Genomic DNA, 18215 nt, shown 5'->3' with positions numbered 1-18215 from the left:
TGAATTATAAGTTATGAGTTTACTAAAAGTGTTGACATTCCGCCATCTACATGAAAGATTTGACCTGAAATCCAGGAACTCTTTTCGTTTAAAAGAAAATTTGCCATCTGCGAAATGTCTTGTGCTGTACCAAATCGTTTTAACGGATGACGTTGTGCCGATTTTTCTCTTTTCTCCTCATTATTTAAAAATTTATCTGCCAATGGTGTGTCAGTCAATGATGGCGCGATTACGTTTACTCTTATTTTTGGAGCGTATTCGGCTGCTAATGCTTTGGCAAAACCTTCGACAGCACCTTTTGCCGCAGCAACGCTGGTGTGAAACGGCATTCCCATTCTAACAGCAACCGAGCTGAATAAAACAATACTTGATTGTTCTGCCGCAGTCAGTTGTGGTAAAACACTCTGAATAACTTTTACCATCGAAAAGAAATTAAGCTGCATATCGCTTTCAAAGGTTTCTAATTTTAGCCCACGAAACGGTCGCAAATTAATGCTTCCGGGACAATATACTAAACCGTCAATGACAGCTGGTAATTTAGAGCTATCAATTGTATCGGTTGTAGCATCGAAAGAAATATGTGTAACGTTTAGATTTGATAAATTTTCGTTTGTTCGGGAAGCTACAAAAACATTATTTTCTTTTTGTAGTTCTTTTGCCAATTCGTGACCAATGCCATAAGAGCCGCCTATTAATAATATGTTTTTCATCTTATTGTTCTTTATATTCTCCAAAAAGTTCAATTAGTTTTTCTTTTCGATAATCAAAGATTTCTTTGAGTTTTGGCTTTACCAAAAATGGATGCACGATTTGTCCCAAAAATCCCATCGGAACTTTATAATCAACAATGTCTTCCATTTCAACACCACCCGGAATTTCTTTTAAAAAATGTTTGTGATGCCAAAGTGCATAAGGTCCGAAGCGCTGTTCGTCTACAAAATACTTTTTATCAACGACATGCGTAATTTCGGTTACCCATTTCATTGGAATTCCCAAAACCGGAGTTACAATATATTGAATTATTTGTCCGGCAAACATTTCTTTTTCATCACCCGAAAGGGTTTTAAAACCCATATAATCCGGAGTTATAATTTTTAAGTTCTTTGGGTTTGCCAAAAAATCCCATGCCTTATCCAATGAAATTGGTAAATTCTGTTTGGTATGTAAAGTGTAAATCTTCATTCTTTTTTATGTAAAAATAGTAAGTTTTGTTTAGTTATTCGTAAAAAATATTAAACAAAATATTTAAGTTATTCTTAACACATACCCATTCATAGTATTTATAAATTTGGGAAACTTCTAAACAATCAATCCATGAAAAGAATTATTTTCGTTTTAGCAACCATAATTGCTAGTTATGTCCTTAATGCTCAGGTAAAAACGCCTCAACCAAGTCCGAAATCTACACTAACACAAATTGTTGGCCTTACTGAAGTCACATTAGAGTATTCTCGTCCAAGTGCTAAAGGAAGAGTTGTTTTTGGTGATTTAGTTCCTTTTGGTAAGCTATGGAGAACAGGTGCCAATGCCAATTCAACAGTTTCTTTTAGTGAAGATGTTGTAATTAATGGTACTACGCTAAAAAAGGGAAAATATGCTATATTCACTACGCCAAAAGCGGATATGTGGGAAGTTGTTTTCTATACTGATACAGACAATTGGGGAACACCGGAAAATTGGGATGCCAATAAAGTTGGTGTTTTAGTCAACGTTGATCCGGTTGCACTTAATAATGCTGTAGAAACATTCACTATTTCGGTTGGAAATTTAACCAATGACAGTGCAACGATAGATATTGCCTGGGAGAAAACCATGGTTTCTGTAAAGTTTGATGTTCCAACGCAAAAAGCTGCTTTGGCAAGTATCGAAAAAGTATTAGCAGGACCAACTGCTGGTGATTATTTTTCTTCGGCACAATACCTTTTTCAATCCAATGGTGATTTGAATAAGGCACTGGAATATATAAACAAAGCAACTTCAATGACCAAAGCCGGTGCAGACACTCCGTTTTGGTACTTACGTCAAAAATCATTAATCCAAGCGAAACTTGGAGATAAGACAGGAGCCATTGCTACAGCAAATTTATCGTTAGCCGGAGCAACAAAAGCAAAAAATGATGATTACGTTAAAATGAATAACGATAGCATAAAAGAATGGAGTAAAAAATAGTTTTCCCTTTCCAATAAATTGAGCCACGATTTCTGTTTGAGATTTCGTGGTTTTTTTATGCAATTACTTTTTGTTTTCCCTTTATGACAAATTGGGAAAGCATAGATAGAATTACCGTTAGCGAAGCACCAATAAAATTCAGCCATAAATAACCTAACTTTTCCTGACCGTTTGGATAGATATGAATGGTGTAATAGTAGATGAAAAATATCGTAAACTGACTGACAATTGCGCTGTAGAAAATAGCATTGGCTTTTACGAATTTGATATAAAAGCCAACCAGGAATACGCCTAAAACGGTTCCGTAGAAAATAGAGCCTACAATATTTACCAACTGAATTAGGTTTTCAAACAAGGTGCCAACGCAGGCAAAACCTATCGCAATTACTCCCCAAAGTAAGGTGAATGACTTAGTAGCATTCACAAAATGTTTTTCAGATTTTTCGCCTTTGACATTTCTTTTATAGATGTCAATAGCAGTGGTGGAAGCCAAAGCGGTTAATCCCGAAGCGGATGAAGACATCGCAGCAGAAAGAATAACGGCCAACAAAAGCCCGATTAGACCAGAAGGTAAGTAATGCAGTATAAAATAAATAAACACATAATCTTTATCGTTGGTTTCGGCTTTTTCATCAACTTTACTAATGATTACTTTGGCTTCGTCATGCAGATCTTTTTCTTTTCCGGATAATGATATTAGTTTTTGTCTCAGGATTTTATTGTCGTAACCTTGGTTTAAGTGGTCAATATAAATAAGGTTAAACTCTTTCTTTTCTTCTGATAATTGTGCTAATTGTTTTTCAAGTGAATGGTATTGTGTTGCATATTCTGATTTTTCAATCGCAGTTTTATTAACCGGATTGAAGTGAAGCGGCACAGGATTGAATTGGAAAAACACAAAAACCATTACTCCGGTCAATAAAATAAAGAACTGCATTGGCACTTTAAGAAAACCATTCATGATTAAACCCATTTGACTTTCTCTGTCTGACTTCCCGGATAAATACCTTCCAACTTGTGATTGATCTGTTCCAAAATAAGAAAGCATCAGGAAAAATCCACCGGTTATTCCGCTCCAAAAAGTATATCTGTTTTCCGGGTCAAACGAGAAATCTAAAATGTTCATTTTATCATTGGCACCTGCAATGTGCATTGCATTGGAAAACGTCATATCATTGGGCAACAAATGCAAAATCAAAAAGAAAGTAACAAACATGCCTAACATGATGACAAACATCTGTTGTTTTTGGGTAACATTCACGGCTTTAGTTCCGCCCGCAAAAGTGTATATGATAACTAAAATCCCGATGATAATATTAAGCATCGTTAAATTCCAACCCAGGATAGAGGACAAAATAATGGATGGCGCATATATGGTCAAACCGGTTCCTAAACCTCTTTGAATAAGAAATAATATAGCAGTAAACGAACGCGTTTTTAAATCAAATCGCTGCTCGAGATATTCATAAGCGGTGAATACTTTCAGCTTGTGATAAATCGGAATGAAAGTCATAGAGATAACAACCATTGCTATTGGCAACCCAAAATAGAATTGCACAAATCCCATTCCGTCGTGATAGGCTTGTCCCGGAGTTGAAAGGAACGTTATCGCGCTGGCTTGTGTCGCCATTACAGAAAGACCAACTGTCCACCAAGGTGTTTCTTTGTTTCCAAGAATATAATCTTCTACATTTTTGCTTCCTTTGGTTTTGTATACGCCATAGAAAACAATAAATAAAAGCGTTACCGATAAGACAATCCAGTCGAGTTGTTGCATGGCTTAAAAGAATAATTGCATTAGAATGAAAAAGATAATGATGTAAATAGCATTAATCACCAAAACCCAAGTGTAACTGTTCTTCCAAGCGGTTGTTTTTTTATTTTCCATAATTTATTTTCCGATTGCGATGATGTTTGCCAATAATCTAAAGGCACCCGAAACACCTTCGGGTAATTCTCTAAAGAAACTTAAACCTGTGTAAACATAATTTCCTTTGCCGTATTTAGCAATCAACAGCGCACCATTTTTTGGCTTTTCTCCTTTGTCATTAGAAGAAAGAATAGGAGTAAAGGCAGCATCCCATTCACCCGGATAATACAATCCCTGTTCTTGTTTCCAGCCTTTGAAATCTTCCGCAGTAATTTTGTTTGGATAGTTTAAAACCCTATGATTTGCAGCTAAAAATCGAACTTCAGCATTTTCTTCGGTGACTCTGTCTCGTGAAATTTTTAATGGAAAAGGAGACATGTCTTTGGTAACCAAATCGTCAGTAGTGTTGTATTGTACAATCATGGTTTTGCCATTTTTTACAAAATCCAATAAAAGGATTTGTTTGAATGCTAATGCGTTTACCGTATTATAGGCACGAATTCCGGTCATAACTACATCATAGTTTTCAAGCTTTTCAGTTGAAATTTCATCCGGTTTGATGATGTCAACTTCATAGCCCATTTGCGTTAAGCTTTTCGGAACTTCATCTCCGGCGCCCATTATATAAGCAATCTTTTCGCTTTTGGTTTTAATTTTCAGACGAATTGCTTTGGCTTCAGCAGGTTTAAGCACAATTTGTTTGTATATATGCGGATAATTGATGTCGATTTTGTTTTGGTCAAATGTTTTGCCGTCAACGGTTACTATGCTTTTAATACTTATTTCACTGGCTTCTTCAGATGGAGAAACACTGAAAACGGCCAATACTTCCTGTCCTTTTTTATCAATGGTAAACGGAATTTCAGTTGGGGAAACTTCCCAGCCTTGAGGTATGTCCAATTTAATGTTACCATTGATAGCATCTTTACCGGCTTTTACTTTTACGTTAACAGTCTTATCTCTATCGCTGTTGAAAATATAAACTTTCTCAGTAAATGCTGATGTCACGGCAGGAACAATATCAAGCGGTTGATAGACTTCGCCTTTTACATCATCGTTGTATTTATAAATCACATTTCTTTCAAACGGAATTGTTACACCGTTTATTTCAATCATAAAAATAACTTTGACATTTCGCAATACATCAGCTTTACCAATATTTTCCTGATTGTCCACACGATACATGCCTTCAGTTCCTTTTTGGTTTAACCAATACGCATTAGTGAATTGCTCATCATTTGGCAATTCGACATCTATATTTCTGGTAATGGATTTGTTGTTGGCCAATTCAGTTACGGATTGAATTGCCATTGAACTTGGAAATGTCTGAACTGTATTCAGGTTCATTTTGACAGTACTTCTGTTGATGGCTTCCAGTTTTATTTTTATGGCACTTCCCGGAGTTGCTTCCTGATTTTCGGTAACGGCTTCAAGGTATAAACCAGCACAACCGGCGATTATCTTTTTTATTTCTTCTGACTTGATTTGTTTCCAATGTTCATTATCTAATTTCTGGATTAAATCATAAGCTTTCACCAATTCAGGTACAGAAGCTGATGGATTTTTAAAATCGAAATTCTTTTCTACATTTCCAAGAATATCGCTTATTGCTTTTCCGCCTTTCACACGATTCCAGGTGGTGTCAATTCCGTCAAAAATGTTGGTTTTATCTTTGGGAGAATCACCTTTTAGAAATTCCAAATATTCGTCTTCTTCGCCACGGGTTCCGGTAGAACCAAAACCTTGCGACTGATGACGGCTTCGACTCAGTGCCGCAATTTCCTGATTGGATTTACCCAGTGATTGGTAATATGTTCCGATTTGTAGTTTGCTTAAATTGCTTTTATCGGCAGCTTCAAACTTTTCTTTGCTGCCATAAAACCACCATGAAGTGTTAAAAAACAGCCTTTTTGGTTGCCAAGTGGTTGTGTTTTGTAACTGATTTGGAAAAACAGCCGCATCATTGACTTTGTCAAAAGCCTCATAGCTCAATATGGCAGATGAAGTATGATGACCATGAGTTGTTCCGGGTGAACGATGATCAAAGCGGTTAATGATTACATCGGGTTGGAATTTGCGAATGACCCAAATAATGTCACTCAACACCTGATTTTTATCCCAAATTTGCAATGTTTCATCCGGATTCTTGGAGAAACCAAAGTCATTGGCACGAGAAAAGAATTGTACACCACCATCAATTTTGCGGGCTTCTATAAGTTCTTGTGTTCGGATTACGCCAAGTTGTTCACGCAGTTCCGAACCGATTAGGTTTTGCCCTCCATCACCACGAGTCAATGATAAATAGCCGGTTTGCGCTTTGACGTTATTAGACAAATAGGCAATTAATCGGGTATTTTCATCATCAGGATGAGCGGCTATATATAAGACAGAACCAAGGAAGTTTATTTTTTGAATTTGATTGTATAGTTCTACTGCGTTTGGTTTAGCGGGTTGTTGCGCTAATCCTTTTATGCTTAGTATAAGTAGTGTGAATAGTATAAAGTGTTTCATCAGAAATGGTTTGCCATTGCTCAAATATAGTAATTTTAGTATTCAGTGTTCAGAGATTGGCATTCAGTTTAACAGTTTTTTAGCCTTTGATTTTAAACAAAAAAACCTCTTATGAAAATAAGAGGTTTTTAATGTAAAGAAGTATATGTTTTTATTCGGTAGAAGCAGTTTGATTTGTAAATCTGCCTTTGGAATTGTAAGGATACATTTTTTTGTGGGTTTTGAGAAGTTGGTACGGCTCTTCTCCATCAAAATCGGTAATGGCAACTCTTACTTTGTTGTATAATGAATAGCCACCATAATTTGCTGGCAAATTTTCAGCTTTTTGCCATTGACCATTTACTTTGTAATGATATACCAATTCAAGATTATCAAAATAGGCCTCAAGGTTTGGGAAATAATAGTAGCGAACATAGCAGTTCGTTTTAGTATCAATTGGTAACGATGACACATCATCATTTTTAGATTCCTGTGCACTTGACAAATAGCAAGTGAAAAGAACCAATACTAGTAATAGCTTTTTTAATGATTTCATGATTTTGACATTTTGCTTTTAAGTTTTGGGGCACAAAAACGATACAATCATTTTACAAAACATAAAAAATTATTAGGACAAAGATATAGAACTTATTCTACAAATAATAGTCAAAATACGTAAAAAATCGATGAAATACACTTTATTTTATTTTTTTTAAGAAATATATTATATATATTATTGATTATCAGCACATTTGCATTAGCGCTTTACAATAAAAAAAGCAAAGATGTTAGTCTTTGCTTTTTAGTAGATGTGATTATATTTTATTTTTTTCCGTGACCTTTGCCTTTGCCTTTTCCGTTACCATTCCCTTTTCCATTTCCTTTTGCTTGTCCATAATGGTTACCATTATCATGACCATTTCCTTTCCATTTTTTTCCACCATATTTCACTTTGTGTGCACTATAATATCTATAAGGCGCATTTCCTCTGTAATCTCTCAAATAAACAGTACGTCCATGATAAAGATCATAGCCTCTGTAACGATAAGGAAGTGAATGAGAACGTATCCACCTTCCGTTGCTTATATAAATATAGCTACGTGCCGGAACATCGTAATAAACTTCAATATCAGGAAGGTAATAATAATGGACTTCAACTGGAGCAGCTGGTGCCCAAACCGGCGGTGTTCCTATATTTACATTTACAGCTACCTGAGCTTGTGTGCTGAATGCCACTACTAACAAAGTTGCAAGCATAAATAATTTTGTTGCTTTCATAATTTACTGTTTTAGTTATTCTTAAATGTGAGCGTTATTGCTGATGTAAAATTGCAACTAAATGAAATAAAAAATGTTACATATATATTGTTATAAGTTATGTAATTCACATCTGCTTAAAAGCAGTTATGACTATCAATCTGTAAATTCCTTGTCTTCAAATTCAGATGTGATAATGGAAATTCCCTTTTGTAGTAGTAAGTTATTAGGATAGGTAATTCGTTCTCCTTTATCGGTTTTCAGATAAATATGAAACGCTTTTATGTCTTCAATTTCGGCCTGAATAGGAAAGTCTTTATCGTGCACCTGAATAATATCGCCAATTCGAAAAGGAAAAAAGAAAAACAAAATAATGCCTGAGGTTATGTTACTCAATATAGACCATTGGGCAAACATGGCCACACCAACTACGGTTGTTACTGATGATAAAGTAAAAAGGATATCTTTTTTTTGAACACCCCAAATTACAATAAGGCTAATTATTGCCAGCATATTTATTAAAAGATGAATGTATTTTATAACCAAATTAGTTCGGTGTTCCATGATGGACGATAATTTGGCGTAACGACGAATTAATTTGGCTGAAATTATTCTTAAGAATATAATAGCGGCCAAAACAATTCCTGTTGCAATAACTTCTATGGTTAGATTAGAGAAGAATGACATAATTTTTTTATGTAAAAATACTTAAATAAAACTATTTATCAACGGTGTCATTTGAGCTATTTTCATCTTCCTTAATACTATCCTCAGTTGGAATTGTTGGTGCTAAATCAGTATCGACGTCAGCGTTTGTTGATGTAATATGATAACTGTAATGTGGAAATTTTATTTTATGCCATTCATAGGTTTTTGGCAAATCATCTCCCAATAAATAGCCCCAGGGTTCAAGCGTATCAATTCGGTCGAAAATGACTTTTAGGATAGCAATAATTGGTATTGCCAAAAACATTCCGGTAATGCCGCCCAAAATATTTCCAATGATAATCCCAATGATGGAAACTAAGGCATTGATTTGCACTTTTGAATTGACAAACATGGGAACTAAAATATTATTGTCAATAAACTGAACAATTAAATTGACTCCAATCACACCAAATACGATTGTTAAATCAGTTGAGCCTGAAAGAGAAACGGCTATAGTCAAACCGCCGGCAAATAGTATTCCTATATAAGGAATCAAATTTAAAATACCCGTTATGATTCCCAGCAGTATGAAATATTCACATCCAATAAGATACAAACCCAGAGTTGTTAATACAGAAACTGTAATCATTTCAAATAACAAGCCCGTAATATAACTCTGAACCGCAATCTTTATTTGATATAAAACTTCAAGTAGTTTTTTGTGACTTTCAGGTTTTACTAGTTTGCCTAAAAAAGTGATAAAATGATTTTGATACAACAAAAACAAGAAAGTATAGATAGGAATCAGTATGATATTCAAAAGGATATCTGCAAACGAACTTAAAGTAGTACCTACAATTTCCTTGCCTGAAGTCATACTGTCATTCGCAGCATTGGTAATGATTTCATTTTGTTCGCGTTTGCTCAAATGAAAGTTATCTCTAATCATCCGCTGAAGGTGTTCAAAATGATAATAGAAATTATTTTTTATTTTTTCCCAATCATTTGCCATCTCGCTTATTTGCATTGATATAAAATAGAAAACGCCTAAAAATAGCAGCACAAACAGAACAATTGCAAAAACGACTGCGACAAAATGAGGAAAGCGGAGTTTCTTTATTAGAAAACTAACTACAGGGCGAAGCATTATCGCAAAAAGAAGCGAGAGTAATACTGGGGAAATAATTTCCTGACCAAAATAGAACGTAATGAATATTACTGTTAAACATATCAGTATGGCTGAAAGTTTAAAATAGAGTGGAAATTTTATAGTGTCAGACATAGTAGGTAGTTTTTAGTAAAGTTACTCTTTTCGGTAGCAATTACTCAAATAATGATATACTTTTTCTGTTGGCAGTCCAACAACATTGGTGTATGAGCCATCAATTCGGGTAATGCCAACTAAACCAATCCACTCCTGAATGCCATAAGCTCCGGCTTTGTCAAAAGGTTTATAATTGTCAAGATAATAGCGAATGGCTTCATCCGTAAGCTTATTAAAAGTCACTTTGGTAACATCAAAAATAGTTTCCGTTTTTGTTATCGTTTTAAAGCAAACCGATGTAATTACTTCATGTGTTTCATTGGATAATGATTTCAAAATAGCAAAAGCATCGTCATAATCTTTGGGTTTTCCCAAAGCTTTGTTATTCAGCCAAACAATAGTATCACTTGTTACCAAAAGTTCGTTTGCTGCTATTTCTCCCTCAAAAGCATTGGCTTTAAGTTGGGCCAAATACTTAGTAATTTCTACACCTTGCAAATCATCCGGATAAATTTCTTCAATATCTTTTAATCTAATTTCGAAATCCAAATCTAAATCTTTGAAAAACTGTTGCCTTCTGGGTGAACCGGAAGCTAAGATTATTTTATATCCTTTGAGTTTATCCTTTAACATTATATATTATGTTTAAATTGATAGCTAAAATGGAAAGTATTCCAAAGAATATTACCCATTTTAAGACATTGCTTAGGATATGAAACTCTTCTTTTTCATTGGCATTCCATACTTTAACTACAAAGAAAATTATTGGTGCTACAATAAATAGCAATCCATAAATCGCAGCATAATAGAGTTTAGATGACATCAAATTGTCATTGATATACCAAAGCAAAATTAATGTAGCAATTATACCTAGTACGGCCGCTATTTTTGAAGTTTTGTTTAATCCAATAGCAATTGGCAAGGTACTCATTCCGGCATTTTTATCACCTTCAACATCTTCCATATCCTTAACTATTTCGCGAATCAGATTTATGATAAAAGCAAAAATGGCATAGTCAATCAATACTGAAAATATAAGGCCCATTTCTTTTTGATTACCTTCATAAGTAGCAGGCAATAAATCAAAAAGTCCGATTATAATTATGCTAAAGGATAGGAGCAGGGCAACAATAATATTGCCAATCAAAAGCATCTGTTTTAAGCTCGTGGCATACATATACAAAGTAGCGGAAATGATTATAAAAGCACCGGCAAAGCTAGGTTTTTGAATTACACTTGCCAAATAATATCCAATACCAACTCCGGTTATATTTAAAATAAAGTACAAATTATAGGCAGCTTTTTCGGAGATGTATTTGCCAACAATTACTTTATCATTATCATAATCGGTTTCCTGGTCTAAAATATCATTGATAACATATCCGGCAGCGGCAATTAAAACGGTTGCCAAAACCAACAAACCATATTGCCAATCGCTTAATGATAAATAGGTATTGAGTTTTAAGAATCCATAACGAAAAAGTAACTGCATAAAAGCAAGTAGCAGTAGATTTTGGTAACGTATTAGTTTTAGGTATTTCATTTTATTAAAATATTCGTAATTTTTTAATCGTGTTTTCCGTTATAGTACATATGCCATTTGCCCTGTACTTTCATCACTTGTTCTATCATTTCCCGAACAGCGCCTTTTCCGCCTTTTTTATGTGAAATGTATTTACAGATTGCCTTTATTTCCTGACTTGCATCTTGCGGACAGACTGGTAATCCAACTAACTGCATCACATGATAATCGGGAATGTCATCACCCATATATAAAACTTCTTCAGGATTTATCTTGTATTGTTTGATGTATTCATTAAAAGTGGCTACTTTATCAGGCGAAGCTAAATGAATATCGGTAATCCCTAAATTTTGCAATCGGATGCGAACGCCTTCATTATTTCCTCCTGAAATGATGCACACATGATAACCACTTTCAATCGCCGCTTTCATCGCAAAACCATCGCGAATGTTCATGATTCGAAGCATTTCACCTGTTGGCGTGACATGAACTGAACTATCAGTTAAAACACCATCCACATCAAAAATGAAAGTCGTGATGTTGTTTAGTATTTCTTTATAACTTTTTCCCATTATCGATAATAGATTTTGTTAGCAATTTATAGATTTCTTTTTGGTTATCATTTTTTAAAAAGTTTAGCTGCGCATTTATTACTTGAGTGTCTTTACGCTTGGCTGGTCCGGTTTGCGCTTCATTTGGCGAAAGCCTCAAAATTTTGTTAGCCGTTTCCTGAATTAATGGTTTTAAAATATCAAACGACAAATCATTTTCAATGCAAATATCGTTACCAATCTGATACAAATGATTGACAAAATTAGACACAAAAACAGCAGCTATATGCAGTGCTTTGCGTTGCTCTGAATCAACTTTGTAAATAACGTTTGAAATGGATTTGGCAACGGTTTCCAGCGTTTGAAAGTCTTTCTCGTTTTTTGCTTCGAGGCAAATCGGAATGATTTTAAAATCGACTTCTTTTGATTTAGAAAACGTTTGCAACGGATAAAAAACACCCTGACGGTTTTTGCTGTCAATGGCATTTATCGATACACTTCCCGAAGTATGTACAACAAATTGATTTTGAAATGAAAGTTGCTCCGAAACACTTGCAATTGCATCATCAGTAACTGCAATAATCGTTAAGTCGACAGCTTTTAATTCGCTAAAATTGGAAGTTATCTTGTCAATTGGAATCAAATGAGAAACTGATTCCTTTGTTCGGGAAAATACCTGAACTAATTCAATATCAGTAACTTTGCTGAATACTTGAATAAGATGTTGGGCAACATTTCCGGAACCAATAATCGACACTCGAATCATGTGGCTAAATTATCGAAAATAAATTTCATTTTTTAGTTTAAATAAAAGAAATCCACAACTCATAAAAAAGTATTAAAACCCAAAATAAATGAAGGAGAAATCTATTTATTTACGTTATTTTTGTAGCACTTTTTTAAAAATATTATTCCAACTTTATGGAAAAGAAAATATACTCGATTTTATTCTCTACACGTTTAATGGCTGTTTTGTTTCTTGGTTTTGCTGTCGCGATGGCTGCCGGAACATTCATCGAAAGCAAATACAACACCGACACAGCAAGAATTTTAGTTTACAACGCCTGGTGGTTTGAAGGAATCATGTTGTTTTTTGTGATTAATTTCATTGGGAATATCAAGCGTTACCAATTGTACAAAAAAGAAAAATGGGCAACTTTAGCACTTCATTTGTCTTTTATTTTTATTATTTCCGGTGCTTTTATTACCCGATACATCAGCTTTGAAGGCATGATGCCAATCCGCGAAGGCGCAGCTTCCAATCAATTTTATTCTGATAAAAATTATTTGACGGTTTTTGTTGATGGTACGTACGAAGGAAAAATGATGCGCAGGGTTTTTGAAAAGCCATTGTTGCTTTCTCCGGTTACTAACAATCATTTTTCGATTAATGATAAGTTTGCTGAAATCCCGTTTGAAGTCGAGTATAAAGACTTTGTGCTCGATGCCAAAGAAACTATCAAAGAATCAGCTACTGGCGATATTTATTTGAGGTTAGTAGAATCGGGTGGAGGAACACGTCACGAACACATGCTGAAGGAAGGCGAAATTCAGGATATTCACAATGTACTTTTTGCTTTGAATAAACCAACAAAAGGCGCAATTAACATCGATACGAAAACCAACACAATTTCTTCTCCGTTTGATGGGCAATTCATGCGAATGGCAGATAAATTACAAGGTAAAGTAACCAAAGATTCTGTTCAGGCGTTAATGTATCGTTCGTTGTATAATGTTGGTGGCGCACAATTTGTAATTCCGGATCAGCCTAAAAAAGGAATTAAAACCTATAAAGGCAGCGGTGATTTTAAAGCCAAAAACGGTGATGATGCGGTTACGTTAGTAATTAAAACTGATGGTAAAGAGCAAGAAGTTACACTTGTTGGTTCCAAAGGAAAACAAGGCGAGCCAAAGGTTATTAAATTAGGAAATCTTGAGTTTACTTTGAGTTTTGGAAGTAAAGTATATATCTTACCTTTTAGCTTAAAACTGAACGATTTTATTGCTCAAAAATATCCGGGAACAGAGAAAAGTTATTCGTCTTATGAAAGTAAAGTTACTGTGCTGGATTCTACCAAAACGTATGATGCCCGAATATATATGAATCATATTTTGGATCACAAAGGCTATCGTTTCTTCCAGGCTTCTTTTGATCCGGACGAAAAAGGAACGGTGCTTTCTGTGAATCATGATTTTTGGGGAACAACGATAACGTATATTGGTTATTTTATATTGTTCTTTTGTTTGTTAGCCATATTGTTTGTTAAAAACACCCGATTTGATGATTTGAAACGAAAACTTGAAAATGTAAAAAAGAAAAAAGCCAAACTTTTATCCGTACTAATACTGTTGATTTCGTTTAACGGATTGGCTCAGAATCATGGTGCTCACAATCAATTGCCTTCGTCAAAACAGCTGGATTCTATTCTGAATAAATACAAAGTCTCTGAAAAACATGCCTCTCAATTTGGAAGATTGGTTATTCAGGATGATGGCGGAAGAATGAAACCTATCAATACTTTTTCTTCTGAATTGTTGCGAAAAGTGAGCCATAATAACAAGTACGGCGAAATGAATTCCGATCAGGCATTTATATCGATGACTCAGTTTCCTGCCGTTTGGTTTGAAGTTCCTTTGATTTATATCAAAAGCGGGAATGATAGTATTCGAAAAATTCTCGGAATTAAATCGGATGCAAAATATGCTACGTTCCGTTCGTGTTTTGATGAAAGAGGGAATTATAAATTATCGCCTTATTTAGATGAAGCATATAAAGCGGCTAATCCAAATCAGTTTGAAAAAGACTTTGTAGAAACCGATAAAAAAGTCAATCTGTTGAATGCGGCCTTAAGCGGAAAAATATTGCGGATTTTTCCAATTCCAAAAGACGCCAATAACAAATGGGTTTCGTTTTTAGAAGCCAGTCATCCAACAGGAACTGCATTAGATACGATAAAAAATGCGCTGCCAATTTATCTTGACGCATTGCTTAAAGCTACACAGGATAACAATTATACGATGGCAAATACCTATTTGGTAGGCATGGAAAACTACCAAAAGAAGTTTGGAAAAGCGGTTCGCCCATCGGACAAAAAGATTGATTATGAAATATTGTATAACAAATATGATGTACTTCAGAAGTTGCCTTATTGGTATTTGACAGCAGCAGCTTTGATGTTTTTGCTTATCATCATCAATATTTTTAAGGAAAGAAGAATAACGAACATCTTAATCAATTGTGCTCATATTGCTATTGGATTGATGTTTACACTGCATACCACAGCCTTAATTTTCCGTTGGTATATTTCGGGTCACGCGCCTTGGAGTAATGCGTATGAAGCGATTGTTTATGTTGCCTGGTCAACGATGTTCTTCGGATTGGCATTTGCATGGGAAAAGAGAAAACCATCGCTTTCGGGAAAATATATAGTGGATACTCTTTTTGGAATCTATTATAAAAGCAATTCCAAACTTACGGTTGCTGCCTGTGCTTTTGTATCGGCAATGATATTAACAGCGGCTTACGCGAACTGGATCGACCCCGAAATTGCGAATCTGCAGCCAGTTTTAAATTCCTATTGGCTGATGATACACGTAGCGGTTATTGTGGCAAGCTACGGACCGTTTGCATTGGGAATGATCTTAGGTTTTGTATCCTTGTTATTGATGCTTTTCACCACCGAAAAGAATAAAGCCAAAATGGAACTCAACATCAAAGAAATAACGATTATCAATGAAATGGCTTTGACTGTTGGATTGGTAATGCTTGCCATCGGAAACTTTTTAGGTGGACAATGGGCGAATGAAAGTTGGGGAAGATATTGGGGTTGGGATCCAAAAGAGACTTGGGCTTTGATTAGTATTATGGTGTATGCTTTTGTAATTCATGCCCGTTTTGTTCCTGCTTTGCGCAACAAATGGTTATTTAATCTGATGGCAATGTTTGCTTTTCTGTCGATATTGTTTACGTATTATGGTGTGAATTTCCACTTGGTTGGATTGCACTCGTATGCGAGCGGAGAAGCAAAATCATTGAGCTGGATTTGGTATTCCATCGGGACGATAAGTTTGATTGGAATAGTAACTTATCCAAAGTATCGAAAGTATTACAGAAGAAAATAGAGAAAAGAAGAAAGAGAAAAGAAAAAGGTTCAACATTTGTTGAACCTTTTTTGACTATTGTTTATTTGAAATAGATTTTTAGACTTTCCCCAAAGTGTATAATTGTTCCATTGTAGGTGAAGGGCTACCGCCTGCTGGTTCTAATGTTATCCCAAATGCTTCAGCATCTCCGGTTTTTTCTACAGCAAATACTTTGCTGCTGTTGGCGCTGAAATTGGTCAACATACCAATACTTGTTGGCGTTAACTGTGGTTGCAATTTAAGTGACCAGATTTGGTATTCTTTGCCTTTTGGTGGTTCCGGTAATCCGCTGGCATCTACATAAACAACCTGAGTTTGTTTGTTCCAGTAGATTTTTGCTTTAGCTGTTGGTGCAGCCGCTTGTCCGCCAAGTGTAATAACTGTATTGGCTTCATCCCGAATAACGTTTAAAACAGTTTCTGTTTCTTTGTTTTTCGTTTCTAAGACCACAACCGTTTTCTGCAGATTTTCTTTCTCTTTTTTAGTGTTTTCAATTTCTTCTTTACTGTCATTCAGTTTAGAATATTGAAAACCAATACCAATCAACAATGCGATAGAAGCTGCCCAACCCAAATAGGTTGCACGGTTGCTTCCTGATTTCATCGTTACAACTTTGCCGTGTTTCAGCTCAAGTTGTGCTTTTATTTTTTCAAACTGACTATGAGAAATAAAAGGAGAAAAACTGCTCGAAAGGTTAATAATTGCCTTTTCGATAGATAAAATTTCTTCTTTAACTTCGGCATGTTTGAAAGCCATAGCGTTGACTTCATCGTTTTCTGATTCATTTAACAAACCATAAACATAAAGCTCCAAAATTCCTGAGTTTATATATTCTTTAGTTTCCATTTATATTTTTAAAAAATTTCGTAGGTCGTTCATGCACATTCGATTTTGGGTTTTTACAGTTCCAAGTGGGATAGCTAATTCCTCCGAAGCCTCCTGTTGTGTAAATCCTTTAAAGAACAATAAATCAATTAACTGAATACATTTTGGCTTGAGTTTATTTACAAAATCTCTTAGTCCAATACTATCAATTTTATTCGTCAACTTATTACTGTCATCAAGCAGATGTACGAAATTATCAGAAGACAGGTTTTTTTGACTGTTGTTATAGCCTTTAGAACGCAGTTTGTCAATTGCTGTATTTCGGGTGATATTAAGCATCCAGGTGTACAAACGTCCTTTACTCTGATTATAGGTATCGATGTTTTTCCAAATCTTGACAAATACTTCCTGAAGCACATCTTCGGCTTCTTCACGGTCTTTAATCAAATTAGTGATGATACTGAAAAGACTTTTGGAATACATGTCATACAACTGCGTAAATGCCCTTTCTTCCTTTCTTAGTAGTAAAGGTAATAATTCTTCCTGTGTCATACTTATGGATTTATTATAAAATTGTTGCTATTGTGTTTAATATTATTTGATAAAGATAAAACAAAAATTTAAACCATTTGCTAAAATATCTCTGCATGATTTCATTAACATCAATAGTAAATTGAAATTTCGTTTGCATAGGACTCAGTGATAATGAGACTTAGTGAGCTTTTTTTAGCATTTCCAAAACTTTAGGAATTGTATAACATCAGCTAAAAAAATATTGTCTAATTTTATAAAAAATTAAAGCTATGAAAAAGTCTCTACTATTAAGTTGCAGCCTACTGCTGCTATTGAGTTGTCAAAATCAGGCACAAAATAACAAAACAAATAATAATACAATGGAAACACATGCAGCTATTTCGGCAGAGACAATCTACCAATTTAAAGTAAAAGATTTATACGGGAAAGAGTTTGACTTTGCATCGTTAAAAGGAAAGAAAATTTTAATAGTGAATACAGCTTCAGAATGTGGACTGACACCACAATACAAAGATTTGGAAGCGATTTATAAAAAGTATAAAGATCTTAATTTTGTGATAGTTGGTTTTCCAGCCAATAATTTTGGAGCACAAGAACCCGGAAGCAATGAGCAAATTGCAAAATTCTGTGAAATGAACTACGGCGTTACATTTCCAATGATGAGTAAAGTTTCTGTAAAAGGAAATGATATGGATGATGTTTATAAGTTCCTGACACAAAAAAGTAAAAACGGTTTGCAGGACAGCGAAGTAGAATGGAACTTCCAAAAATATTTAATCAACGAACAAGGAGAATTAGTAAAAGTATTATCTCCAAGAGTATTGCCAACAGACACTGCAATAGTAGGTTGGATTAATGGAAAATAGTAACTAAACGTTATTTCAAGATAAAAGCCTGGTGAATTTCATCAGGTTTTTTGCTTTTATTTTATCGACTAACGTC

General features: G+C 34.8%; 17 protein-coding genes. 3 read left to right on the top strand and 14 right to left on the bottom strand.

Annotated features, from left to right (window positions below):
- Positions 1–11 precede the first annotated feature (11 nt).
- Positions 12–710, bottom strand: coding sequence for an SDR family NAD(P)-dependent oxidoreductase (locus tag GS03_RS10765; RefSeq protein ID WP_136152549.1), 699 nt, complete (start codon positions 708–710; stop codon positions 12–14).
- A gap of 1 nt (position 711) precedes the next feature.
- The gene (locus GS03_RS10760; RefSeq protein WP_136152548.1) at positions 712–1182 is read right to left on the bottom strand and encodes an SRPBCC family protein; all 471 of its coding nucleotides are present in this window, start codon (positions 1180–1182) and stop codon (positions 712–714) included.
- Positions 1183–1314: 132 nt separating this feature from the next.
- Between GS03_RS10760 and GS03_RS10755 the strand changes: the two genes are divergently transcribed.
- Positions 1315–2169 (top strand): DUF2911 domain-containing protein, encoded by an 855-nt coding sequence (locus tag GS03_RS10755; protein ID WP_136152547.1) that lies wholly within the window; start codon positions 1315–1317, stop codon positions 2167–2169.
- 55 nt (positions 2170–2224) lie between these two features.
- Here GS03_RS10755 and GS03_RS10750 read toward each other — a convergent pair whose 3' ends face one another.
- The 10 genes from GS03_RS10750 to GS03_RS10705 all read right to left on the bottom strand — a co-directional run bounded on the left by GS03_RS10750 (position 2225) and on the right by GS03_RS10705 (position 12537).
- Positions 2225–3946 (bottom strand): sodium:solute symporter, encoded by a 1722-nt coding sequence (locus GS03_RS10750; RefSeq protein WP_136152546.1) that lies wholly within the window; start codon positions 3944–3946, stop codon positions 2225–2227.
- 114 nt (positions 3947–4060) lie between these two features.
- A complete protein-coding gene (locus GS03_RS10745) occupies positions 4061–6550 on the bottom strand; it encodes a PIG-L family deacetylase (protein WP_136152545.1) in 2490 nt (829 codons plus the stop codon).
- A 151-nt stretch (positions 6551–6701) separates the two neighbouring features.
- The gene (locus GS03_RS10740) at positions 6702–7085 is read right to left on the bottom strand and encodes a hypothetical protein (protein WP_136152544.1); all 384 of its coding nucleotides are present in this window, start codon (positions 7083–7085) and stop codon (positions 6702–6704) included.
- A gap of 266 nt (positions 7086–7351) precedes the next feature.
- Entirely contained in the window at positions 7352–7807 is a 456-nt protein-coding gene (locus GS03_RS10735; RefSeq protein WP_136152543.1) for a hypothetical protein, read from the bottom strand.
- A 135-nt stretch (positions 7808–7942) separates the two neighbouring features.
- Positions 7943–8473, bottom strand: a complete 531-nt coding sequence (locus GS03_RS10730) for a mechanosensitive ion channel family protein (protein WP_136152542.1) — start codon at positions 8471–8473, stop codon at positions 7943–7945.
- A gap of 31 nt (positions 8474–8504) precedes the next feature.
- Entirely contained in the window at positions 8505–9716 is a 1212-nt protein-coding gene (locus GS03_RS10725; RefSeq protein ID WP_136152541.1) for an AI-2E family transporter, read from the bottom strand.
- Between the two features lie 21 nt (positions 9717–9737).
- A complete protein-coding gene (locus tag GS03_RS10720) occupies positions 9738–10331 on the bottom strand; it encodes a Maf-like protein (RefSeq protein ID WP_136152540.1) in 594 nt (197 codons plus the stop codon).
- The gene (locus GS03_RS10715) at positions 10318–11190 is read right to left on the bottom strand and encodes a geranylgeranylglycerol-phosphate geranylgeranyltransferase (RefSeq protein WP_246034077.1); all 873 of its coding nucleotides are present in this window, start codon (positions 11188–11190) and stop codon (positions 10318–10320) included. Before GS03_RS10715 ends, GS03_RS10720 begins: the two co-directional genes overlap by 14 nt.
- Before the next feature lie 74 nt (positions 11191–11264).
- The gene (locus GS03_RS10710) at positions 11265–11792 is read right to left on the bottom strand and encodes a KdsC family phosphatase (RefSeq protein ID WP_136152538.1); all 528 of its coding nucleotides are present in this window, start codon (positions 11790–11792) and stop codon (positions 11265–11267) included.
- Entirely contained in the window at positions 11776–12537 is a 762-nt protein-coding gene (locus GS03_RS10705; RefSeq protein ID WP_136152537.1) for a Rossmann-like and DUF2520 domain-containing protein, read from the bottom strand. The genes GS03_RS10710 and GS03_RS10705 overlap by 17 nt, the downstream gene beginning before the upstream one ends.
- A gap of 155 nt (positions 12538–12692) precedes the next feature.
- Here GS03_RS10705 and ccsA point away from each other — a divergent pair, with 155 nt between their 5' ends.
- Positions 12693–15893, top strand: coding sequence for a cytochrome c biogenesis protein (gene ccsA / locus GS03_RS10700; protein WP_136152536.1), 3201 nt, complete (start codon positions 12693–12695; stop codon positions 15891–15893).
- Positions 15894–15971: 78 nt separating this feature from the next.
- Here the strand turns inward: ccsA and GS03_RS10695 are convergent, their stop codons facing one another.
- On the bottom strand, positions 15972–16760 hold the full coding sequence (locus tag GS03_RS10695) for an anti-sigma factor (RefSeq protein WP_136152535.1): 789 nt from the start codon (positions 16758–16760) through the stop codon (positions 15972–15974).
- Entirely contained in the window at positions 16761–17291 is a 531-nt protein-coding gene (locus tag GS03_RS10690; RefSeq protein WP_136152534.1) for an RNA polymerase sigma factor, read from the bottom strand.
- A gap of 251 nt (positions 17292–17542) precedes the next feature.
- On the opposite strand from GS03_RS10690, the gene GS03_RS10685 reads away from it, so the two are divergent.
- Positions 17543–18139, top strand: a complete 597-nt coding sequence (locus tag GS03_RS10685; RefSeq protein WP_136152533.1) for a glutathione peroxidase — start codon at positions 17543–17545, stop codon at positions 18137–18139.
- Positions 18140–18215: the final 76 nt, after the last annotated feature.

The organism is Flavobacterium sangjuense (genome assembly GCF_004797125.1).
GTDB lineage: Bacteria > Bacteroidota > Bacteroidia > Flavobacteriales > Flavobacteriaceae > Flavobacterium > Flavobacterium sangjuense.
Note: the sequence above shows the minus strand (reverse complement) of the source record. Positions and strands in the feature narration are given on the sequence as shown.